Genomic DNA, 22,829 nt, shown 5'->3' on the forward strand with positions numbered 1-22,829 from the left:
GTGATAAGATAAAGTCCGTTTATCAAATTTTATTTAGTGTTAATTTGGTTAAAACGAGCAAGCTTAGCTGCTTTTTGAGTTAAATGAGACAAGATTGCCAAACGATTTTGACGGACAGCCTGATCTTCGGCCATAACCATAGTATTTTCAAAGAAAGAATCAATAACTGGGCTAAGAGCAAAAAGTTGTTTCAATTGCTGACTGGCAGTACCTGATAAAACGAGTGATTCTACTGCTTCTGCCAATGCTTTCTCTTCTTCATTCTCAAAGAGAGCTGAATCAACTGTAGCAACTCCTTCTGCCTTCTCAGCCAAGTTAAAGGCACGAGAAAGTGATTCGACAGATGGTTTAAAGTCTTCTTCCTTGCTTGCTTCTACGAGAGCACTTGCTGCTTCCAACATATCCGCCACAACAAAGTTCGATCCTGCAAGAATGGCTTCCTTGATATCTTTTGGAGTAGAGCCCATGATCTTATCAACACGAGCCTTGATAAAGTCCATAACCTCTGCCTTATTTTCATAAGTCAAGCTGTCAAATGTTAATGCATAAAGGCTATCAATCAGCTCATCCATAGCAATGCGCCAACCAAAAGCATCCAAGATACGAACCACACCTTGGGTCGCACGACGAAGGGCATAAGGGTCATTAGAACCTGATGGAATCAAACCTACTGAGAAGAAACTCAAAATCGTATCCAATTTGTCTGCAATGGCTAGAATGGCTCCAACCTTGCTCTCTGGAAGTTCTCCTTCGGCTGATGTAGGCATGTAGTGTTCACGAATAGCAGCTGCAACTGCTGGAGTTTCACCAGAAAGAAGGGCATATTTCTCACCCATAATACCTTGGAGCTCGTCAAATTCGCCAACCATACCTGTCAACAAGTCAAACTTGTAAATGGCTGCTGCACGAGCAAGGTCAACTGTTTCATCCACTGACAAACCAGCTTTTTCTGCCAAAAGTACAGCGATTTGACCCGTACGAATCATGTGTTCACGAAGGGAACCAATTTTCTCATGGAAGGTTACATTGTTTAATTTTTCAACAAGGTCTGAAATAACCAATTTTTGGTCTTCACGCCAGAAGAATTCTCCGTCTTCCAAACGAGCTACCAAGACTTTTTCATTTCCTTTGATGACATTTTCCAAATGCTCTGCGTTTCCGTTACGGACAGAAATGAAGTTTGGCAAGAGGTTGCCATCTTGATCACGAACAACAAAGTAACGTTGGTGTCCCTTCATCGAAGTCACCAAAACTTCTTCTGGAACTTCAAGGTATTTGGCATCAAAACTTCCCATAAAGGCAGTTGGGTATTCAACCAAGTTCAAGACTTCATTAAGCAAATCAGCATCAATTTCGATGCGTACACCATGTTTCGCCTCAATTTCCTTGATTTGGTCAACAATCATTTGCTCACGTTCACGTGGATCTGCAATTACATACTGTGCACGAAGGTCTTCTTCATAGCTCAATGCTGACTGAATCTCAGTTTCTTGTCCCAAGAAACGATGACCACGGCTCACACGACCTCCCTTGATATCAAGGAAATCCAAGTCAAACTCTTCTTCATCTAAAAGAACAGTTAAAGTGTGAACAGGACGAATGTATTCAAAGCTATTTCCAGCCCAGTGCATGCTGACAGGGAAAGTCAATGACTTCAAAACATCGACAACACCAGGAACAATAGCTTCAACTGCTTGACCAACTTCTTCCTTAGTGACATAGACATATTCTTCACCCTTGATTTCACGGAATTCAATATCTTCAACCGTCAAACCTTTTCCACGGACAAATCCTTGAGCTGCTTTGGTGAAGTTTCCATCACTATCCAAGGCAATTTTCTTTGCTGGACCCTTGAAATCTTCTGTCAAATCAGATTGCTTGTCTGCAAGACCAGTCACACGAACAGCCAAACGACGTGGTGTTGAGAAGGTTTGAATGGCTTCAAAAGACAGGCGGTTTTCCTTGAGGAAGGCTGCCATTTTTTCGCCTAGTTGTTTTTCACTTGGTGTGACAACATAGGCTGGTAATTCTTCAAGACCGAGTTCTACTAATAAGTTTTTTGTCATGTTTTTTCTCCGAAAAGTATCTTTTTATTTTCCAGTTTGCCTTATGTGATTGGCACGCAAGCAACCAACTTCATTGTTTCATTGCTAAAATTGGAGCCAAAAGTCTCCAATTTTGCCTAGTATCCTTAGCTTCACTAAGGATACCTTCATCACTGCGGCACCTGGTTCAGGGCTCACACTGTTCGCCCATTTTCGTAATTTGTCACTCTCTTTATTCTGCGTCTTCTGCTAAGAGTTTAGCTCGTGTTGCTTCATCCAAAAGTGGGTAGCCTAGGCGTTTGCGCTCTGCCACAAAGGTTTTGGCTACAACACGGGCTAGGTTACGAATACGAGCGATATAGCCTGCGCGCTCTGTTACAGATACGGCACCACGCGCATCAAGAAGGTTAAAGGTATGTGAACATTTGAGAACATAGTCATAGGCAGGGTGCACCAATCCTTCTTCCAAGGCGCGTCCAGCTTCTTTTTCAAACTTATCAAAGTTTTCAAGCAACATTTCTTGATCCGAAATTTCAAATGAATATTTTGAGTGTTCGTACTCAGGCTGGATGAAGATTTCTCCGTATTTTACACCATCAGCCCATTCGATATCATAGACAGAATCCACTTCTTGAATATAAGAAGCCAAGCGTTCCAAACCATAAGTAACTTCTGCAGTCACAGGGCCAGTTGCCAATCCACCTACTTGTTGGAAGTAAGTGAACTGAGTGATTTCCATACCATCAAGCCAAACTTCCCAACCAAGACCAGCTGATCCAGTCGATGGATTTTCCCAGTTATCCTCAACGAAGCGAATATCGTGTTCCAAAGGATTGATTCCCAATTTTTCCAAAGATTCAAGGTAAAGTTCTTGGATATTTGATGGAGAAGGCTTCATAACCACTTGGAATTGATGGTGTTGGTAAAGACGGTTAGGGTTTTCCCCGTAACGACCGTCAGCAGGACGACGTGATGGCTCTACATACGCTGCATTCCATGGCTCAGGTCCGATAGCACGAAGGAAAGTGTAAGGACTCATTGTCCCCGCACCTTTTTCATTATCATAAGCCTGCATAAGCATACAACCTTGGTCATTCCAAAATTGTTGCAAAGTCAAAATAATTTCTTGAAATGTTAATTTCTTAGACATTGAATACTCCTTAATAAAAATGATTTCTTGCGACACGAGTCTGCCTCGTCGATTATACGAGGCAAGACGAGTTAGTACTGCGTCTAGCTCAGCACCCTAGTGCTGAGCGTGGGGCAGTCCGACTGTAAGGAGGTTTCTGCCACTGAGGCAGCGGAAAGTCAATTTTTTAGACATTGTTTACTCCTTTAGTTTTTATATTTCTTTTTCAATTAATTTCTGCTGAACAAACCAATTTAACAAGGGAAGAGTTTTATCTGTATTTGCCCATAAATGATAAGAATCGAAGACCGCTTGTACACTACCTAGATTTTCTACCAACTTATCTATTGTCAAAAAACTACGCCAGTATTCGTAAAAAATACTTGCATAGTTCTTATCATAAGTCGAAGAACCAAAATCATTCAATGAATGCCAACCATACTTCTTCTGAAAAAGTTCTACAAGAGATTGATTACAAATTTTTTCCGCTTGAAATTCCTCTTCTGTCAAGAAATACTTGCGACTAATATATTCAACCATCCCCTCTTCGAACCATATATAAGAGTCGTAACCATCAAAATCATCTAAAAAATACTCCGACCAATGAGCTAACTCATGTCCTACAATCTGTAAGAGGAAATTTTCAGATAAAGAATGATAGTGATTTTCTATTGCTTGAGTTTGCTGAGAACACTCGTAGTCCATCAACTGATACAAATACAACTCTTTCCAAACAGCTAAATCAGGCGTCATAACCATTCGTCTATTATTTGTATAGGCTGGAACAGCGCTTTCCCTAATAATCTGTGTAGCAGCATTAAAACTTGACCAAATAACAGCTTGCGGTAAATCACAGACTGCAAGTTCATTCTTTAAAAAAGATTGATAATCTTTCAACTTTTCAGTATTTCTTACTACAAAATTACGAAATGCAGCTAGTTGACTATCGTCTTTTACAAGATAAAGATTTTCCACGTCTCTCCTTTCTTTCACATAATAGACTGAATAAGCGAAAGAACCACGTCCGACAATCCTAGGTTGATTTAACCTAGGGGCGTCAGAAACGCGGTTCCACCCTAATTTATTACTTCATTGTTTTTGAAAATACTACAGAAAGCGCCAGTTCTTTATTTTGTTCTACTTGGCTCCCACTATCCCAAGCTCGCTTGAAGAACACCATAAGACTTTCTTTCCTGCTGACTATTATATCAAAAATTAGAACAATGTACAATTCTTTTTATGATTTTCTAGAAATCCATATCATCAACTCGTGGAGCACCAGACTGAACAGCAATTGTTTTTAAAGTTTCTCTCTCCTCATGACTCAGTTCAATTCCAAAGCAATCAAGATTAGCCTGAATACGAGACGCTGTGACAGATTTCGGAAGCGGTAAAAATCCTTCTGCCAAGCTCCATGCCAAGGCTATCTGAGCAACAGACTTTCCATGATTTGCTGCGATTTCTTGCACTTGCTTGCTATCAAACAGTTCTCCCTGACCAAAAGGGCCCCAAGCTTCCAATAAAATTCCTTTTTCTCTACAGTAAGCTACGACTTCCTCTTGATACACACCTGGCGCCAAACGAACTTGATTGACCGCTGGAAGAATTTTTGCTGTTTCAAGCAAGGCATCCAAATGATGGGGAAGGAAATTACTAACTCCAATAGCACGGATTTTTCCTTCTTGATAGAGGTCTTCCATCGCTCTCCAAACTTCTGAATTTCGGATTTTCCAGTGGTTATTTTCTCTGAGTGGTTTTGGATTTGGCCAATGAATCAAATACAAATCCAAATATTCCAAGCCCAGCTTCTCTAAAGACTCTTCAAAAGCCTGACGAGCTTGCTCATAGCTATGATTTGTATTCCAGAGTTTGCTGGTTACAAAAATTTCCTCACGCGGAACGCCACTATCTTGAATGGCACGACCAACGCTTTCTTCATTTTTATAAATAGCTGCCGTATCGATATGGCGATAGCCTGCCTTTAAAGCCTCTAGTACAGCTTGATAGGCAATCTCTCCATTTTCAGCTTTCCAGGTTCCAAATCCCAGTACTGGAATTGTAACACCATTGTTTAAAGTATAAGATTTCATTATTTTCCCTTTCTATGAGAAGAAAATCCAAAGAGCCAAATTTTCAAGGAAAACTTTTCTCTTTAGATTTTGTGTATTATTGATTGCGGTCGTAATAGAGCTGATGAGCTTTAAGACGAGAGTCTAACAAATCTGGAATTGTCACAAAGTCATAACCCTGACCTTTCAAATAGTCAATGACCTTTGGTAAAGCATTCACTGTTTCAGCATGGATATCATGCATGAGAATAATAGAACCATTCTTGACTTCACGCTGAATTTCTGTCAAAATAGATGCTTCATTTTTACTTTTCCAGTCCAGACTATCTACATCCCACATAATAAAGCTCAAATCGAGGCTATTGCGAATGTCGTCTGTAATGGCTCCATAAGGCGGACGCATAAGTTTAGAGCTAGAACCCAGCACCTTAGTTAGCGCATCCTCAGTATCAGTAATTTGTTTTTTAGCTTCATCAAGCGAAAGTTTTGAAAGAACTGGATGGCTCCAACTATGGTTTCCAATGACATGACCATCTGCTTTCATTCGTTTCAAAATCTCTTCATTGCCAGAAACATTCTTACCTAAAACAAAGAAAGTTGCCTTTATACCATACTTAGAAAGTGTATCTAATGCTTGATTTGTCGTTGTAGGATTTGGTCCATCATCAAAAGTCAAGGCTACTACTTTACGATTTTTCTTTTCATAATAAGCCTTATATAGTTCTGCGTCCTTATCTAATAAATAAGAGGACTGAATAACCTCAAAGAAACTTGATACCGGCAAGGCAATCTCATCTAGATTTTCAACTGACTGACTTGGATAAAGGATAATCTGACTATCCTTGTAATCAAAATTCCATGCAGACAAGTCTTGGTCAGAGAAGCCTTTAACAACTTGATCAATCTTTTCTTGCTCCAATTTCTTATCCTGTAAGAAATTGGTGATTTCTTTTAACAACTGCTCTTTGGCTTTACTAGGATCTGAAAATAATTGATCAAGTGTAAAAGGTTTACCATCTTCTGTCAAATGTACTTTTGCCAGACTAGTTTTTTCAGTCTCTTCAACTTTTGACGAAGTTAAATCATAGACTTGTTTCATCACACTTCGGTTGACAATCCCTTTTAAAGTCGAATCCTGTTTCTCCGTATAATAAAAAACCAGATTTTCCTTATCCTCTAGATTGTCTTTAATATCCTGTGTCATAATTCCCTTTATAGACGAAATCACTTGCTCCCCTTGGAGAGGATAATAGGCAATTACTTCGGCTTTTCCCTTACGAAAATGATCCTTCTGATTTCCCTCACTCAATTGATCATCTTTCTCTTTTTTGAGCGATTCAATCTTTTGTTCAAAACTTTGTTTTGTGTATATTTTGTATCCAATTATTGAACCAAGGACACAAATACTTACTGAGAAGATAGCTACTAGGGCTATTAGACTCATTCTTACCTTATCGTGATTCTCACGCTTTGCTCTACTTTTATCCATAGAACCATTATATCAAATTCAGGCTATAATTTCAATGATTTGGGAGGAAATAGTATATTAAAAAAGAGGGGAAGTCCCCCTCTCAAGATTTTATTTGACTGCTTCTTTCAAAGCGTCTACCTTGTCCAAACGTTCCCATGGAAGGTCAATATCTGTACGTCCCATGTGTCCATAAGCTGCTGTTTGACGGTAAATTGGACGTTTAAGATCCAACATTTGGATAATTCCTGCAGGACGAAGATCAAAGATTTGACGCGCTGCTTTTTCAAGCTTGCTTTCAGCTATTGTTCCTGTACCAAAGGTATCGATACGAACAGAAACAGGCTGCGCAACACCGATGGCATAGGCCAATTGCACTTCTGCTTTCTTAGCAAGACCTGCTGCAACGATGTTCTTGGCAATATAGCGAGCCGCATATGACGCAGAACGGTCCACCTTAGTCGCATCTTTACCAGAGAAGGCACCACCACCGTGACGAGAGTAGCCACCATAAGTATCTACGATAATCTTACGACCAGTCAAACCTGAGTCCCCTTGAGGTCCACCGATTACAAAACGACCAGTAGGATTGATGAAGAATTTTGTTTGCTCATCCAAGTAAGAGGCTGGAATAACCTCTTTGATAACCTTATTAATGACATCATTGTGAATTTGTTCGTTGCTAACTTCTGGATCGTGCTGAGTTGAAATAACAACTGTGTCCACACGTACTGGACGGTCATTTTCATCATACTCAACCGTAACTTGTGATTTAGCATCTGGGCGAAGATAGCTAATTTCCCCAGACTTACGAAGTTCTGCCAGACGACGAACCAATTTATGACTGAGTGAAATTGGCAAAGGCATGAGCTCTTCTGTTTCATCCACTGCAAAGCCAAACATGAGCCCTTGGTCTCCAGCACCAATTAAGTCCAGCGGATCTTGGTCTGCATTTCCACGAACCTCCAAGGCTTCGTTAACACCTTGGGCAATGTCAGGAGATTGTTCCACCAAAGATGGATGTACTCCTACAGTCTCAGCAGAAAAACCATATTCTGTATTAGTGTAGCCAATCTCTGCAATGGTATCACGAACCACACGGTTAATATCCACATAAGCATTTGTAGATATTTCACCAAAAACATGGACGGAACCAGTATATACAGCTGTCTCAGCAGCAACGTGCGCCTCTGGATCTTTAGCTAAAATAGCATCCAAAATCGCATCTGAAATTTGGTCTGCAATCTTATCGGGATGCCCCTCAGATACAGATTCAGACGTGAATAATTTACGTTCTGACATAAAAATGTCCCCCCTTAAAAATAGTGTTATAGAGTTACAAAGTACTGATAGGTATTTCTATAGTCTAAGAGTTACGACGCGAAAGAAATAAAAACGATAATTTTTTATTTCTGAAGCTAGTAAGGCGCATAGGGTGACCGCATTATAGCGGCAACCGTAGAATGACGAACGACTTTGGAGCCATCATTCTTTGCGAATTGCGACGCGAAAGAAAAAATAGAAATTTCTACCATCTTATCGGGACTATATAACTTTACCATTATACCATTTTTAAACGCAATTTGCAGTCTATAATGTAGTGTTTCTGTATAGATAGTTCGTTCTCATAAATAAAAAAAGTTGGAGCTCAGTACTCCAACTTTTTCTATTAAAATGTTTGGCGTTTTGCTTTACGCTCTGCACGACCGCGAGCACGATTTTCAGCGCGCTTGGTTTTGCGGCGCTTTTCATCAACCGCCCATTGAATTTTCTTCTTATAACCTGGTTTGACTTTTTTCTTTTTCTTTTTAACCAAACCAATCATTTCGATATCAAGCTTATCCTGCTTCTTTTCACGGTTTGCACGACGATCACGGTCATAGGTATCTTGGAATTCTCCATCTTTTACCATCTTCGGAGTAAATTTAATTCCTAATTTCTCCAACTCACGGATATCCGAGTCATCGCTTGGCTGATAAAGGGTAATAGCTGTACCTGGTAGGCCATTTCGTCCAGTACGACCAACACGGTGAACAAAGAAGGACAAATCTTGCGGAATAGCATCATTGATGACATGGCTGACACCTTCAATGTCAATTCCACGCGCTGCCAAATCTGTTGCGACAATATACTCAAAATCCAGATTTTTCACCTGGTTCATGATACGTTTGCGCTCACGAGGGGCAATACCCCCATGGATTTTTGCCACCTTCAAGCCTTGAGCAGTCAGATATGAATACAATTCATCAGCACGCGTTTTAGTGTTAACAAAAATCATTGCCAAATACGGTTGCATCAACTGAGTCAACTGGTAAATTTGAGCATTCTTATCTCGACCCTTGGTCGAAATCAACCAATTATCAATGGTATCAGAAATGACCGTTTTGGTCTTGATTTTCTCCATAACAGGATTAGATAAGTATTTTTTCAAGAATGGTTGCAGTTTTTGTGGAATAGTAGCTGAGAAGACCATGAATTGTAGGTCTTTTGGAAGGCTTCCAGCAATCTTATCAACAGTTGCCAAGAATCCCATATCCAAGGTCATGTCTGCTTCATCGACCACAAAGGTCTTAGCCTTGTGAATAGCTAGGTCACCAGACTTAACTAAGTCATAAATACGACCTGGCGTACCGATAACAATATGAGGCTGGTTACTTGCCAATTTGTCAATCTGGCGAGCCTTATCTGTCCCTCCCACATAATTAACCACACGAACTTCTACTTCTGAGTGAGTAGCAATCTGACGGGCTGCTTTGTAAATTTGAGTAGCTAATTCACGGCTCGGTGCAGTAATGACTGCTTGAACACTATCGCTGGCTTCATCTAATTGCTGGAAAATCGGCAATAGAAAAGTGTGAGTCTTACCCGAACCTGTTTTTGATTCACCGACTAGGTCACGACCTGCCAAAACAATAGGAATCAACTTGTCTTGCACCTCTGTTGGAGTTGTAAATTTCAACTCCTCCAAGGCTTCTCTAATATAGTTTTTAAATTGAAATTTCGTAAATGACATAATATCCTCGATTCTATCTATCTTACCAATTATACCATATTTTATTCCATTTCAGTAGTCTCACTCATAGAGCTTACTTTCAGTAGTTCATCTAATCAAAAAAAAGGCTGGAATTTGTGAATCCCAACCTCTTTTTAGTCCTTATTTCCAGTTTAAAATAGCATTCAAGCCATAGTGATCACTAACTTGCGGACTATTGTTGCCATCAAATACGACATGTAAATTTTCCACCTCTAACTCTTTGGTAGTAAAAACATAGTCGATTCGAAGGGGTTCTGTGTTCCCCTTCCAGCCATCAATTTCTGGTGGAACAGTATAGCTACCACTTTTCTCTTGAGCAACTTCAAATGCGTCTTGTAAGCCTAATGGACTAGCTAAAATAGCTTGGTAACCTTCCTGTCCAGCCGGATTGTTGAAATCTCCAGCTAGCAAAAGCGGCTTGTTCAATTCTTTCAAGACAGCCTCAAATCGTGTCCATTCTTCTTGGAAACCTTTATCCCACCAAGAAAGGTGGACACTTGCAACTGCAAGCTCCTTACCATCAACTACAGTTTCAGCCAAGGCAACACGACGAGTATGATAGTCTGTTGGATCATCCACATCTGAAACTAAAATTTCTCTGGCTTCAATAGGTGTTTTAGACAAGATAGCCACACCTTCGTGGTAGCGATCATAACCGATATGGTTATAGGCCCAAGTCCAGTAGTAATTTTTCCCTTGCTCAGATAACTTTTCAACCAAGAGTCTAACATAGTGATCTTGGTGAATAGGCTCAGCTGCTGGCAAAGCTTGATAAAGATCATTGACCTCTACCTCTGGAGATGTGATCTCCTGATTGATTTCTTGGAAACAAATCAAATCATAGTCTTTTTCAAGGATATCCTCAAGCAAAATCTGGAATTTTTCCTCAGCTTCTTTTTCCATCCAACTATGAGTATTGAGTGTTAAAAATTTCATTCTTTTCTCCCAAAATAAGAGGTTGGAATACAGCTTCCAACCTCAAGTATATTACAATTCTACTTTAGCAACTGCTGTTTTAGCTGCAAGAGAACCTGTTTTTTCTAATTTAACTGATTTAATTGCATCACCATTTGTGAAGACAACTACTGTTGAAGTTTCACGTCCTGCTGCACGGATAGCATCCAAGTCAGCTGTGACAAGGAGATCTCCTGCTGCAACTTTTTGTCCTTCAGCAACATGAACTGTAAATGGTTTACCTTCAAGACTTACTGTGTCCAAACCAATGTGAACCAATACTTCAAGACCTGCTTCAGTCACAAGACCCAGAGCATGTTTTGTAGGGAAGATGCTTGATACAGTACCTGAAACTGGAGATACAATGTTTCCATTTGCAGGTTCTACAGCAAATCCATCACCCATCATTTTTTGAGCAAATACTGGATCTTTCACTTGTTCCAAAGCAACAACTTGACCATCTGCTACTGAGTAAACTTCCTCAGTAAGACCTTTGAAGTGTACAGTGTTTTGTTGCGCTTCCGTCATTTGACTTGGAAGAGTTTCAGGAATGATTTCACCTGAATCAAGGATATCTTGGATATCAGATTTCAATACGTCTGCTTTTGGTCCGTAGATAGCTTGAACCCCTTGTCCTTTCATGACAAGACCCATAGCTCCTTCTGCTTTCCATTGTTCTGCATCACCAACTCTATCTGCATCCTTAACAGTAACACGAAGACGAGTCATACATGCATCAACATCAACGATGTTTGCACGTCCACCAAGAAGGTTGATAATATTTACAGCTTGAGAACCTGCTGCAACTTTGACTTCGCTGCTAGCTTCTTCTGAACCTTCAGCAGTTTCATAGTTACCGTTACGTCCTGGAGTTGCGTAGTTGAATTTTTGAATCATGAAGTTTGCGATAAAGTACATGATTACGGCAAAGAGAACAGTTACCCAGATAAAGTTAACAATATCCATACCGATACCAGCGCTAATCGCAATAGGTGTACGAGTCAAGAACTCGATTGAACCGAATGAGTGCATACGTAGATTTACGACGTCAGCCATAGCGAAGGCCGCACCTTGAACAAGTGAGTAAACAAGGTACATAGGTGTTGCTACAAACATGAACATGTATTCGATTGGTTCAGTAACCCCTGTCAAGAATGTTGCAAGAGCTGTTGCAATCATCATACCTTTGTATTTGTGTTTCTTGTCTGCATCAACATTACGGTAGATAGCCACAACTACACCCATCAAGATACCGAATGAACCAATCATTTGTCCAACTTTGAAACGAGCTGGGTGAACAGTATCTAACAAGTGTTGGTATTGAGTAGCATCAGTACCTTTAAGGTTTACAAGGTCTGTTACCCATGCAAGCCAAAGTGGATCTTGACCAAATACTTGGCTACCTTTTGCTGCACCAGTTAAGACCTCATAAGTACCACCAAGAGCTGTGTAGTTCATTGGGATAGTCAACATGTGGTGAAGACCAAATGGTAAGAGCAAACGTTCCAATGTACCATACAAGAATGGTGCAAGGATTGGAGCAGTTTCTTGTGAGTTAGCAATCCAGATACCAAAGCTATTGATACCTGTTTGAACTACTGGCCAGAAAGCAGCCAGTACAATTGCAGCAATTATTGAACGAAGAATAACTACAAACGGTACAAAACGTTTTCCGTTAAAGAATGAAAGCGCATCAGGAAGCTTACGGAAGTTGTAGTATTTGTTGTAAGCAGTTGCTCCAATAAAACCTGAGATAATCCCTACGAACACACCCATGTTAAGTGCTGGAGCTTCCATAACACTAATGAAGTAATCAGCAACTTTGATTGATCCACCAAAGAGAGTTGTTACCATAGCATCTGGATTTTTCAACATATCGCCTGATACGCCAAAGATTGTACCAGTGATACGGTTAATCAAGATGAAGGCAAGACCAGCGGCGAAAGCACCACCAGCACGTTCTTTAGCCCAGCTACCTCCAATGGCTAGGGCGAACAAGATATGAAGGTTAACGATAACCCCCCAACCGATTTGTTCTAGTACACCACCAGTAATAACAAGTGGTGCAAAGGTTGGGTTAATCATCACGATAGACTTACCGATTGAAATCATCAAACCAGCAGCCGGCATAACCGCGATAACCACCATCAAAGCCTTACCGAATTTTTGCCAAAATTCGAAAGACAAGACATTTTTGAATGTATCTTTCATCATTCAAATCTCCTTTATTTTTATTTAGGCAAACGTTTTACGAAAACGTTTGCACCTTCTATGATTCAATTATACCACTTTAATTTTTTTTGTAAAGGCTTTTATAAAAAAAAGTAGACTTTTTTCTAAAATTTTTGTAGTAAAAAAGGAGATATTAAAATCTCCTCAAATATACTTCTATTTTAGATTTTCAGGAATCGGCGCATTGAAATTCCTGATCCGATTGAACCGATAAAAATTCCAATCACAAATAATAAGGCAATCATCAGTGGACTGAATACCTCTGGTGAAATCATTGAAAGGTTTTGACCAACTAATGACTTATTAACCGATTGGTAAACCATTTTATAAACAATGAAGACTAGAACTGATGGAAGGGTTGCTCCAAGTAAACCAATAAAGGCACCTTCAAGCAAGAAAGGTCCGCGGATATAGCCATTCTTAGCACCTACTAAACGCATGATTTGAATTTCACGGCTACGTGAAATAATGGTAATACGTATAGTATTAGAAATCAAGAAGACCGCAATGAAAATCAAGAGACCAGCGATAACAAGCCCCCAGACACGAATAAATGAAGCTAATTTGAACAAACGTTCTGTATTGGCACCACCATCTTGAACTTCTGATACACCTTCAATTTTTTTAGCCTCTTCTGCTACCGTCTTTACATCACTTGGTGTATTGGTATCTACTATATAAGCATCATAGAGAGGGTTTGCATCACCTTCAAAGATTTTCCAGTTGTCGCCCATTGTTTCTGTCAACTTTTCATATTGTTCTTCTTTACTTGAAAACGTAACACTTTTAACAGTTGACATACCTTTCAAAGCATCATATACTTTATGGTAGTCGTTATTTGTAACAGTTTGACCTTCTTTTTCAATCGTCTCACTATTATCAGCTACGTCCTTACGAATGTATACCATTACTCGGACATTATTTTCAATATCTGTAGCTAGTTTAGCCGTATTAAAGATAACAGATGCAAATATTGCAACCAATGTCAAAGTAATCATAACTGAACTGACAGCAGCTACTGTCATCCAGCCATTTCGTTTCAAACTTTTTAATGATTCAAATAAATGGCGAAAAAATCTACTAATCATCGTATCCATATTCTCCTTTAGCTTCGTCACGAACGACACGGCCATTTTCAATGGCAATGACACGGTGGCGCAAGGTATTTACAATCTGACTGTTGTGGGTAGCCATCAAGACAGTTGTACCTTGGAGATTGATGCGTTCCAACAAATTCATGATTTCCCATGAATTATCTGGGTCCAAGTTTCCTGTTGGTTCGTCCGCAATCAATACTTTAGGATTATTTACAATAGCACGCGCAATCGCAATACGCTGTTGTTCTCCCCCTGAAAGTTCATTTGGGAAAGAACGAACCTTATGCTTCAATCCAACCAAGTCTAAAACTTCCATAACACGTTTTTTGATATTACGGCGACTTTCTCCAATTACCTCCATTGCATAAGCAATATTTTCATAAACGGTTTTCTTTGGTAACAGTTTATAATCTTGGAAGACAACCCCAACACTACGACGTAGGAGAGGGACATCTTTCTTTTTAATTTTAACCAGATTAAAACCAGCAACAGATAAGCTTCCTTTTTCGATTTTTACTTCGCGATACAAAGAACGAATAAAGGTTGATTTCCCAGCTCCTGACGGACCTACGATATAGGCAAATTCTCCTGGTTGAATGCTGACCGAAACACCACGTAGGGCAGTCGTTCCGTTGTCGTATTTTTTGACGACATCTCTCATTTCAATGATTGACATGTGAGTTCCTTTCTATCTTAGCTGATTCGCCACTTGAGGTAGGCATCGATAAAACCATCTAGGTCTCCATCCATAACCTTATCTACCTGCGCAACTTCAAAGCTAGTTCGGTGATCTTTTACCATAGTATATGGCGTGAAAACATAAGAACGGATTTGACTTCCCCATGTGATTTCCTTTTTCTCACCCTTGAGGGAATCGACTTCCGCAGCTTTCTTTTCTTGCGCCATTTGATAGAGCTTAGCCTGCAACATCTTCATGGCACGATCTCTATTTCCATACTGGGTACGATCCACTGTTGATTGGACAACAGTTCCCGTAGGAATGTGTGTCAAACGCACACCTGTTGAAACCTTGTTGACATTTTGTCCACCAGCACCACCTGAACGGAAGGTATCCATCTTGATATCATCTTCACGGATTTCCACTTCAATGGTATCATCCAATTCTGGCATCACTTCTACAGATGTGAAAGAGGTGTGGCGACGTTTAGCAGAGTCAAATGGTGAAATTCGCACCAAACGGTGTACACCCATTTCTGACTTGAGAAGGCCATAGGCATTAGGTCCTTCAAAAGATAAGGTTACTGACTTGATACCAGCTTCATCTCCTGCTTGGTAATCCAATACTTCTACTTTAAAGCCTTTAGCATTTCCATAGCGAGTGTACATACGAAGCAACATATCACCCCAGTCCTGAGCTTCAGTACCACCAGATCCTGGATGGATTTCCAAAATCGCATTATTATGGTCATAAGGTTCTGATAACAGAAGGGTCATCTCGTAACTAGTCATCATCTTATCAAGTTCGGATAACTGTGTTACCAATTCTTCATACACCGACTCATCTTCAACTAAAAAGTCTAATAAAATTTCAACTTCATCCTGCAACTCTTCCATTTTGTGGAAGGTATTGTAGGTGTTTTTTAATTCATTTAATTCTTGCGACGTTTTTTGGGCCGCGATATTATCGTTCCAAAAATCAGGTTCTGTCATCTTGTTTTCCAAGATGGCAATCTCTTCCTCTAAACCTTCGAGGTCAAAGAGACCCCCTGAAAGAAGCTAATTTTTCACGATTTGCGTCAATTTTTTGACGAATTTCTGAAATGTCCATAAATACTCCTTTTTTATATCGTTTTATTATACCATAATCTATCATTTCTTTCCATCTTTTGCTCTACTACCCTTTTCATGAAAAAAGAAGCCTTTCGGCTTCCCTTCTTACAAGACTTTTGCTGAAGTACGAGTGATTTCTTCTACTTGAATATTCTCTGATTCAAATTTTTCTTTCAAGGCTGGTAAATCAATTGATCCATCGATTTGAACTTCGATAATGACCTTACCATCCTTACGAGGGATATTTACTGTATGGGAGATATTCAAATTTTCTTCTACAATCAAAGAAACAATCTTTCCGAGTACACCAACTTCATTTTCCGTAACAAAGCGCACACGAATTCCTTCTTCACCATAACCAGCAATTTCAAGAAAGGCTTGGAAAACGTCACGATCCGTAATAACTCCGTATACTTGATGGTTATCAACGACGGGAAGAATACCAATCTTGTTTTTTAGCATTAAATAAGTAGCATCCTCTAGACTCGCATAGCCCGAAACAGTGACAACATCACGAATCATGACATCTTTTACTTTTGTCTTATTTAAAAGATAGTTCATCTCATAGATAGAAAGACTTGTTGCTTTTGATGGACTAGCTTGGGCAATCGTTCCCTCAGTCACCAAACCAACCAATTGATCATTTTCGATAACAGGCAAGCGATGTAATCCTTGCTCTCTCATCAAATCTGCTGCATGAGATACTGTTGTATCTGGACTAATATAAACTACCTTGCGGGTCATAAAATCTTTAACTGCCATGAGACTTCTCCTTTTCTATTCTCATCCCTATTATACAATCTTTTTGTAAATCTATCAAACGCTTACATTTCTTTTTCAAAATTCAGAAAAGTATGAATAAGCTAGCAAAAAGAGCTCTAAAATCGAGCTCTGTGAATGAAGGATAGACAGCTTCATTCTGTTTTGTTTCAATGATTAGAAGCTAACCTTCCAGTGCAGATGAGAATTGCTTCGCAATCTCTATCCACCGACTAAAAAGGTCCTCCGGACTATTAATGGTGATTACTTCGTAATCCTCATCTACCGACTAAAACAATCCAGTGGATTTGATAATTGCTTCGCAATCTTCATCCGCCGACTAAAAAGGTCCCCCGGACCTTTTTAGCCACCTAGATATGCTTTTCTGACTTCTTCTGATGAAGCGAGTTCTTTTCCTGTTCCTGATAGAACGATTTTCCCTGTTTCCAGTACATAACCTCGGTCAGAGATTGCGAGTGCCTTATTGGCATTTTGCTCAATCAAGAGGACGGTTGTTCCTTGCTTCTGGATATCTTGAATGATATCAAAGATCTCTTGAATAAAGATTGGGGCAAGTCCCATTGATGGTTCATCTAAAAGAAGAAGTTTTGGTGTTGACATAAGAGCACGTCCCATGGCAAGCATTTGTTGTTCCCCCCCTGAAAGAGTGGCTGCATCTTGGTTCTTCCGTTCTTCAAGACGAGGAAAGCGTGAGAAAACCTTCTTCAAGTTAGCTTGATTTTCTTCACGATTTTTCTTTAAGAAAGCTCCCATTTCAAGATTTTCCATCACAGTCAAGCCAGGAAAGACGTGGCGTCCTTCTGGTACTTGTGAAAGACCACCTGCCACGATTTTTTGAGCTGGCATTTTTTGGATTTCTTGACCTAAAAATTCAATCTTTCCAGAACTTGGTCTAACCAAACCAGACAAGGTACGGAGAATGGTTGTCTTACCTGCACCATTGGCACCGATAAGGGAAACAACTTCTCCTTCATTCACTTCAAAGCTTACATCACGGACTGCTTGGATCATGCCGTAATGCACAGAAAGATTATCAACTTTTAACATAGACATTAGGCTTCACCTCCTAGATAAGCTTCGATAACGCGTTTATTGGTCTTAATTTCGTCAGGAGTTCCTTGTGCAATCAAACGACCATATTCAAGTACGTAGATACGTTCTGTTACTTCCATAACCAAATTCATATCGTGTTCAATCAGCATGATCGTAATCTTAAATTCATCTTTGATACGACGAATTAACTCAGTCAATTCAGCTGTTTCCTGTGGGTTCATACCTGCTGCTGGTTCATCTAAGAAGAGAATTTTAGGTTCCGTAGCAAGGGCACGAACAATTTCTAAACGACGTTGTTGTCCGTAGGCAAGATTTTTAGCAAGAGTTTCTGCATCACCATCTAAATCAAAGATTTTCAGCAATTCCAAGGCTTTAGCCTTTAATTCTTTTTCACTCTTGTAAAAAGCTGGTAAACGTAAGAAACTAGCAAAAACATGTTGTTTGTGATGGTTGCCAAAAGCAATCAAAACATTATCCAAAACTGTTAAATCTTTAAAGAGACGGATATTTTGGAATGTACGTCCAAGTCCCAAAGAAGCAATCTTATAAGGTGACTTTCCATTCAAAAGGTGACCATCTAAGGTTACTGTTCCCTCACTTGGTTCATAAACACCGGTCAAAAGGTTGAAAAGAGTGGTTTTCCCAGCTCCATTTGGACCGATTAGTCCAACCAGTTCCCCTTCGTTCAATTCAAGAGTCACATCTCCAACAGCTGTTAGACCGCCAAAATGTTTGGTTAACTGTTTTACTTCAAGTAATGCCATTAGTTTTGTTCCTCCTTCTTAGATTTTTTAAAGAAACGTGATAGGCTCAATTCCCATGTTCCAAGGAGTCCACCTGGTCTGAAAATCATTACCAATACCAAGGCCAAAGCGTAAATAATCATACGCACACTAGCAACATCTTGGAGAAGCATATTCAAAATTCCCAAAACAATAGCTGAAACGATGGCACCTGTAATGGAACCAAGTCCACCAAATACAACAATAATCAAAACGTTGATTGAGTTGATGAAAGTATAATCTTTCGGTACAACAGACCCGATAAATCCTGCCTGAAGTGACCCTGCAATACTTGCAGTAATGGCACCAAAGACAAAAGCGATAATTTTAATTTTAGTCGTATTAACCCCAACTGACTCAGCAGCAATTTCATCCTCACGAACGGAGAGGGTTGAACGACCAATTGGACTACGCAAGAAGTTTAAGGTTGCAATGGTTGTGATCACGACAAAGAAGTAAACCATTTGCCAAGTTGTAAAGTTAGGAATTCCCAAGATACCTGCTGCACCATTTGTAAGGCTTCCACCATTGATGATAAAGATACGGATAATTTCAGAAACACCAAGAGTCGCTACCGCAAGATAGTCCCCCTTCAAGCGTAAGGTTGGAATTCCGACAAGCAAGGCAACTGCTCCTGAAAGCAAAGCACCTATCAGCATGGCTCCAAAGAAGGCACCGTAGGTTGGTGATTTAGAACCAATAATAGCTGCTGCATAGGCACCAATCGCCATGAAACCAGCATGCCCAAGTGAAAATTGTCCTGAAAAACCAACGATTAAGTTGAGACCAACAGCCAGAATAATATTAATTCCTATTTGTTGTAAAATCTGTACATAGAATAGATTGAGTACTCCGACTGAAACCAGTACACTAATCAAGCCATAGCCAGCTAACAAAAGGAGTAACCATAGAATATTAACTTTTAAATTTTCTTTCATCGTTTACACCTTCTCTTTCACATTTTTACCAAGGATACCAGCTGGGCGGACAATCAAGATCAACAACAAGATTCCATAAACAATGGCATCACGGAAGTCTGACATTCCAAAGGCTGTCGCAAAGGTTTCCAATAGACCAATCACAAAGCCACCAAGAGCCGCACCAGGAATAATCCCGATACCACCAAGTACTGCGGCAACGAAAGACTTAAGACCTGGAGTAACACCCATCAAAGGTTCAAGAGAGTTATAATAGAGGGCAATCAGAACACCAGCCGCACCCGCAAGAGCTGAACCCAAAGCGAAGGTAAAGCTGATAGTACGATTTACATTGATCCCCATCAATTGCGCTGCATCGCTATCTACAGATACAGCACGCATGGCTTTCCCCATCTTTGTTTTTTGGACAATGACTTGTAACAAAATCATCAAAATCAAGGAAATGGCCAAAATCATTAACTGCACATTTGTTAGGCTAACTGGTCCCAAATCATAGCGAACTGTTTGAATCGCTTGAGGGAAGGCACGGGTATTGGCACCAACCAGATAGACCATGCCATACTCCAATAGGAAAGAAACCCCAATAGCCGTAATCAAAACAGCAATACGAGTAGAGTGGCGCAAAGGTCGGTAAGCAAGAAACTCAATCACGACACCAAGAATAGCTGTCGCTAGCATAGCTACAATAAGCGCTACAAAGAAATTCATTTGGAAAGAATTGATCAAGAAATAACCGATAAAGGCTCCCATCATATAAATATCACCATGGGCGAAGTTGATGAGCTTGATAATTCCGTAAACCATGGTATATCCTAGGGCTAACAGCGCGTAAACACTACCTAGAATCAAACCATTTACGAGTTGTTGGAGCATAAGATTCACTCTTTCTATTTATAATTCCGAGGGTTTTCCCTCACTTTTTGATAGGTTCTTATACTCAATGAAAATCAAAGAGCAAACTAGGAAACTAGCCGCAGGTTGCTCAAAGCACTGCTTTGAGGTTGTAGATAAGACTGACGAAGTCAGTCACATATATAATCCAAGGCGACGTTGACGCAGTTTGAAGAGATTTTCGAAGAGTATTAAATATCGAAACAGGGAGTGAGTCAAAGGCTCATTCCCTATTTCAACATTTTTCTATTATGGTTTTACAACTTCTGCTGCTTCAACTTTACCATTGTTCATGGTCATCATGTAAGCAGTTTTGACTGTGTTGTGGTCTGCATCGAAGCTTGTTTGACCAGTTACACCTTCAAAATCTTTTGTTTTAGCAAGGTTGTCCTTGATTTCACCTGAATTTTTAGCACCTTTTGCTGCGTTTGCTACAAGGTGAACTGAATCATAAGCCAAGGCTGCAAATGTTGAAGGCTCTTCATTGTACTTAGCACGGTAAGCGTCAAGGAAGGCTTTAGCTTTAGCTGAAACTTCTACAGTAGTTGAGAAGCCTGAGATAAAGTAGATGTTTGATGCTTTTTCAGCAGTTGCTTGTTGTACAAACTCCTCACCGTTGAATCCATCACCACCAACGATTGGTTTGTCAATTCCCATGCCACGCGCTTGGTTTACAATCTTACCAGCCTCATTATAGTAACCAGGAACGATGATAGCATCAAAGTCTTTCCCTTTCATTTTTGTAAGGGCTGCTTGGAAGTCTGTGTCACCTGCTACGAAAGTTTCATCTGCAACGATTTCACCCTTGTATGACTCGCGGAAAGATTTGGCAATCCCTTTAGCATAGTCACTGGCATTGTCAGTGTAAAGAACAACTTTCTTAGCATTTAATTTTTCAGAAACATAGTTTGAGATAATTTTTCCTTGGAAGCTATCTTGGAAAGTTCCAATAAAGAGGTAATCTTGACCTTTAGTCAATCCATCTTGAGTCGCACTTGGTGAGATCAATGGAACACCTGCTTTTGTAGCGTTCGCTACCGCAGCTGCAGTCGCACCAGATGTCGCAGGTCCTACGACTGCTGATACTTTAGATTGGGTTACAAGGTTAGTTGTAACTGAAGCCGCCTCAGCTGTTTCAGACTTATTATCTTTATCGACTACTTCGATTTGTTTTCCATCGATACCACCTGCGGCATTGATTTCATCAACAGCCAATTGGGCACCTTTTTGTTCAGCTGTTCCGTATGCAGCTAAAGAACCTGATTCTTCAAAGTTAAACCCGATTTTAATTGTCTTTTCCTCTACTGAGTTACCAGCAGTGTTGACTGCTCCAGACTTCACTTCTCCACAGGCTGCAAGAAGTGCTACACTTGCAAGCGCCACAAACGATAGGGCAAATTTTTTCTTCATCTTTTTGTCTCCTTATTTCTTAAATAGTCTGTTAAGAATATACCGAATTATCAGAAAATTGTCAATGTTTTCCTTGAGCTTTTTTCGATGATAACGTTTTCCTATCGATAAAGATTGCCCACAAAGGGTGTTTCCAACTCTTGGATATGACAAACCCTAACTTTTTTAATAAATTTTTCCTTGCTCAAGCGTCCGACCAATTGCTCCACTTCTTGAGTTGGAACATAGAGTTGTAAGTAACGATGTTTCTTGGAATGATAGGTAATATCTCCATAATCCTGCAGTTTTTTGGCATCACGATTATAGTAAAGATAGATAATCAAGCCAGAGCGATTGACTTTTTCAAACATGATAAATCCTCTTTCTAAGAAATCTCTCCCTATTATACCAAAAAAAGCAAACCCAGTCGAGTTTGCCTTCTATCATCATTAGTTCAATGAATTGTTGGCCATAATTTCATCAATAAAGCCATATTCAAGTGTTTCCTGGGCGCTCATCCAGTTATCACGTTCTGCATCTGCATGGACTTTTTCCATTGACTGACCTGAATTTTCAGCCAAGATTTTTTCCAAGGTATTACGAGTTTTGAGCAAGTGTTCTGCAGCGATAGCCATATCAGTTTGTTGGGTACCACCACCTGTACCGCCCATTGGTTGGTGAATCATGTATTCAGCATTTGGAAGCATGAAACGTTTGCCTTTTGCTCCACTTGATGCGATGACAGTCCCCATAGATGCAGCCATTCCCATAACAATGGTTTGGACATCTGCCTTGATAAAGTTCATGGTATCTACGATTGCCAAACCAGCTGAAACAGAACCACCTGGTGTATTGACATAAAGGTAAATATCTTTTGTACTATCTTGGGCATCCAAGAAAAGCAATTGGGCAATAACAGAGTTAGCCATATTGTCTTCAACCGGACCTGTCAGCATAATGATGCGGTCTTTGAGAAGACGTGAGTAAATATCGTAGGAACGTTCTCCACGGCTTGTTTGTTCAATAACTACAGGAATCATTCATTTCTCCTTTTGAGTTTTAATTTTGTTGGTCAAATGACTGAAGATAAGACTATTATAATATCTTGGTCAAAAAAGGTCAAATTTTTGTTCTGCTTTCATTAGACAGAAACAAAAACCCAACCTCCTTTCGTGAC

20 protein-coding genes are annotated in these 22,829 nt (G+C 39.9%); all 20 read right to left on the reverse strand.

What is annotated here, in order from left to right; all coding sequences use genetic code 11:
* Positions 1-29: 29 nt before the first annotated feature.
* Positions 30-2,066, reverse strand: coding sequence for a glycine--tRNA ligase subunit beta (gene glyS, locus STYK_RS07115; protein ID WP_261804780.1), 2,037 nt, complete (start codon positions 2,064-2,066; stop codon positions 30-32).
* Between the two features lie 211 nt (positions 2,067-2,277).
* Positions 2,278-3,195, reverse strand: a complete 918-nt coding sequence (glyQ, locus tag STYK_RS07120) for a glycine--tRNA ligase subunit alpha (RefSeq protein WP_000038733.1) — start codon at positions 3,193-3,195, stop codon at positions 2,278-2,280.
* A gap of 192 nt (positions 3,196-3,387) precedes the next feature.
* Positions 3,388-4,149 carry an elongation factor Tu gene (locus STYK_RS07125; protein WP_045611929.1) on the reverse strand — a complete coding sequence of 254 codons (762 nt, stop codon included), beginning with the start codon at positions 4,147-4,149 and terminating at the stop codon, positions 3,388-3,390.
* A gap of 272 nt (positions 4,150-4,421) precedes the next feature.
* A complete protein-coding gene (locus STYK_RS07130) occupies positions 4,422-5,264 on the reverse strand; it encodes an aldo/keto reductase (RefSeq protein WP_084923418.1) in 843 nt (280 codons plus the stop codon).
* Positions 5,265-5,340: 76 nt separating this feature from the next.
* On the reverse strand, positions 5,341-6,732 hold the full coding sequence (pgdA, locus tag STYK_RS07135; protein ID WP_261804781.1) for a peptidoglycan-N-acetylglucosamine deacetylase PgdA: 1,392 nt from the start codon (positions 6,730-6,732) through the stop codon (positions 5,341-5,343).
* Between the two features lie 90 nt (positions 6,733-6,822).
* A complete protein-coding gene (metK, locus tag STYK_RS07140; RefSeq protein WP_084923416.1) occupies positions 6,823-8,013 on the reverse strand; it encodes a methionine adenosyltransferase in 1,191 nt (396 codons plus the stop codon).
* Positions 8,014-8,380: 367 nt separating this feature from the next.
* A complete protein-coding gene (locus STYK_RS07145) occupies positions 8,381-9,724 on the reverse strand; it encodes a DEAD/DEAH box helicase (RefSeq protein WP_084923415.1) in 1,344 nt (447 codons plus the stop codon).
* 141 nt (positions 9,725-9,865) lie between these two features.
* Positions 9,866-10,681: an endonuclease/exonuclease/phosphatase family protein gene (locus STYK_RS07150; protein ID WP_261804782.1), complete on the reverse strand. Its 816-nt coding sequence runs from the start codon at positions 10,679-10,681 to the stop codon at positions 9,866-9,868.
* A 51-nt stretch (positions 10,682-10,732) separates the two neighbouring features.
* A complete protein-coding gene (locus tag STYK_RS07155; protein ID WP_261804783.1) occupies positions 10,733-12,913 on the reverse strand; it encodes a PTS transporter subunit IIBC in 2,181 nt (726 codons plus the stop codon).
* Positions 12,914-13,092: 179 nt separating this feature from the next.
* A complete protein-coding gene (gene ftsX, locus STYK_RS07160) occupies positions 13,093-14,019 on the reverse strand; it encodes a permease-like cell division protein FtsX (RefSeq protein WP_000625545.1) in 927 nt (308 codons plus the stop codon).
* Complete coding sequence (gene ftsE / locus STYK_RS07165; RefSeq protein ID WP_000022260.1) at positions 14,012-14,704, reverse strand: cell division ATP-binding protein FtsE; 693 nt, start codon at positions 14,702-14,704, stop codon at positions 14,012-14,014. Before ftsE ends, ftsX begins: the two co-directional genes overlap by 8 nt.
* A gap of 17 nt (positions 14,705-14,721) precedes the next feature.
* Positions 14,722-15,817, reverse strand: a protein-coding gene (prfB, locus tag STYK_RS07170) for a peptide chain release factor 2 (protein WP_261011042.1) whose coding sequence is annotated in 2 segments (ribosomal slippage) — positions 14,722-15,744 and positions 15,746-15,817 — 1,095 coding nt in all. Because the reading frame shifts where the segments join, the coding sequence is not laid out codon by codon here.
* 107 nt (positions 15,818-15,924) lie between these two features.
* Positions 15,925-16,581 (reverse strand): CBS domain-containing protein, encoded by a 657-nt coding sequence (locus STYK_RS07175; protein ID WP_004256822.1) that lies wholly within the window; start codon positions 16,579-16,581, stop codon positions 15,925-15,927.
* A gap of 360 nt (positions 16,582-16,941) precedes the next feature.
* On the reverse strand, positions 16,942-17,652 hold the full coding sequence (locus tag STYK_RS07180; protein WP_000062200.1) for an ABC transporter ATP-binding protein: 711 nt from the start codon (positions 17,650-17,652) through the stop codon (positions 16,942-16,944).
* Positions 17,652-18,416 (reverse strand): ABC transporter ATP-binding protein, encoded by a 765-nt coding sequence (locus STYK_RS07185; protein ID WP_001185997.1) that lies wholly within the window; start codon positions 18,414-18,416, stop codon positions 17,652-17,654. The genes STYK_RS07180 and STYK_RS07185 overlap by 1 nt, the downstream gene beginning before the upstream one ends.
* A complete protein-coding gene (locus STYK_RS07190) occupies positions 18,416-19,372 on the reverse strand; it encodes a branched-chain amino acid ABC transporter permease (RefSeq protein WP_000662286.1) in 957 nt (318 codons plus the stop codon). The genes STYK_RS07185 and STYK_RS07190 overlap by 1 nt, the downstream gene beginning before the upstream one ends.
* Positions 19,373-19,375: 3 nt before the next feature.
* Positions 19,376-20,245 carry a branched-chain amino acid ABC transporter permease gene (locus STYK_RS07195; protein ID WP_000941427.1) on the reverse strand — a complete coding sequence of 290 codons (870 nt, stop codon included), beginning with the start codon at positions 20,243-20,245 and terminating at the stop codon, positions 19,376-19,378.
* A gap of 267 nt (positions 20,246-20,512) precedes the next feature.
* Positions 20,513-21,673 carry an ABC transporter substrate-binding protein gene (locus tag STYK_RS07200; protein WP_002206202.1) on the reverse strand — a complete coding sequence of 387 codons (1,161 nt, stop codon included), beginning with the start codon at positions 21,671-21,673 and terminating at the stop codon, positions 20,513-20,515.
* A gap of 101 nt (positions 21,674-21,774) precedes the next feature.
* Positions 21,775-22,023 carry a YlbG family protein gene (locus tag STYK_RS07205; RefSeq protein ID WP_000462126.1) on the reverse strand — a complete coding sequence of 83 codons (249 nt, stop codon included), beginning with the start codon at positions 22,021-22,023 and terminating at the stop codon, positions 21,775-21,777.
* Between the two features lie 78 nt (positions 22,024-22,101).
* A complete protein-coding gene (gene clpP, locus STYK_RS07210) occupies positions 22,102-22,692 on the reverse strand; it encodes an ATP-dependent Clp protease proteolytic subunit ClpP (RefSeq protein ID WP_000613477.1) in 591 nt (196 codons plus the stop codon).
* Positions 22,693-22,829: the final 137 nt, after the last annotated feature.

The sequence above is a fragment of the Streptococcus toyakuensis genome (genome assembly GCF_024346585.1).
In the GTDB taxonomy this organism is placed as follows: domain Bacteria; phylum Bacillota; class Bacilli; order Lactobacillales; family Streptococcaceae; genus Streptococcus; species Streptococcus toyakuensis.

Bases quoted from the DNA above. Each gene is read 5' to 3' on its own strand.
- glyS (WP_261804780.1), bottom strand. From the start codon at position 2,066: ATGACAAAAAACTTATTAGTAGAACTCGGTCTTGAAGAATTACCAGCC.
- glyQ (WP_000038733.1), bottom strand. From the start codon at position 3,195: ATGTCTAAGAAATTAACATTTCAAGAAATTATTTTGACTTTGCAACAA.
- STYK_RS07130 (WP_084923418.1), bottom strand. From the start codon at position 5,264: ATGAAATCTTATACTTTAAACAATGGTGTTACAATTCCAGTACTGGGA.
- pgdA (WP_261804781.1), bottom strand. From the start codon at position 6,732: ATGGATAAAAGTAGAGCAAAGCGTGAGAATCACGATAAGGTAAGAATG.
- metK (WP_084923416.1), bottom strand. From the start codon at position 8,013: ATGTCAGAACGTAAATTATTCACGTCTGAATCTGTATCTGAGGGGCAT.
- STYK_RS07145 (WP_084923415.1), bottom strand. From the start codon at position 9,724: ATGTCATTTACGAAATTTCAATTTAAAAACTATATTAGAGAAGCCTTG.
- STYK_RS07150 (WP_261804782.1), bottom strand. From the start codon at position 10,681: ATGAAATTTTTAACACTCAATACTCATAGTTGGATGGAAAAAGAAGCT.
- STYK_RS07155 (WP_261804783.1), bottom strand. From the start codon at position 12,913: ATGATGAAAGATACATTCAAAAATGTCTTGTCTTTCGAATTTTGGCAA.
- ftsX (WP_000625545.1), bottom strand. From the start codon at position 14,019: ATGATTAGTAGATTTTTTCGCCATTTATTTGAATCATTAAAAAGTTTG.
- ftsE (WP_000022260.1), bottom strand. From the start codon at position 14,704: ATGTCAATCATTGAAATGAGAGATGTCGTCAAAAAATACGACAACGGA.
- STYK_RS07175 (WP_004256822.1), bottom strand. From the start codon at position 16,581: ATGGCAGTTAAAGATTTTATGACCCGCAAGGTAGTTTATATTAGTCCA.
- STYK_RS07180 (WP_000062200.1), bottom strand. From the start codon at position 17,652: ATGTCTATGTTAAAAGTTGATAATCTTTCTGTGCATTACGGCATGATC.
- STYK_RS07185 (WP_001185997.1), bottom strand. From the start codon at position 18,416: ATGGCATTACTTGAAGTAAAACAGTTAACCAAACATTTTGGCGGTCTA.
- STYK_RS07190 (WP_000662286.1), bottom strand. From the start codon at position 19,372: ATGAAAGAAAATTTAAAAGTTAATATTCTATGGTTACTCCTTTTGTTA.
- STYK_RS07195 (WP_000941427.1), bottom strand. From the start codon at position 20,245: ATGCTCCAACAACTCGTAAATGGTTTGATTCTAGGTAGTGTTTACGCG.
- STYK_RS07200 (WP_002206202.1), bottom strand. From the start codon at position 21,673: ATGAAGAAAAAATTTGCCCTATCGTTTGTGGCGCTTGCAAGTGTAGCA.
- STYK_RS07205 (WP_000462126.1), bottom strand. From the start codon at position 22,023: ATGTTTGAAAAAGTCAATCGCTCTGGCTTGATTATCTATCTTTACTAT.
- clpP (WP_000613477.1), bottom strand. From the start codon at position 22,692: ATGATTCCTGTAGTTATTGAACAAACAAGCCGTGGAGAACGTTCCTAC.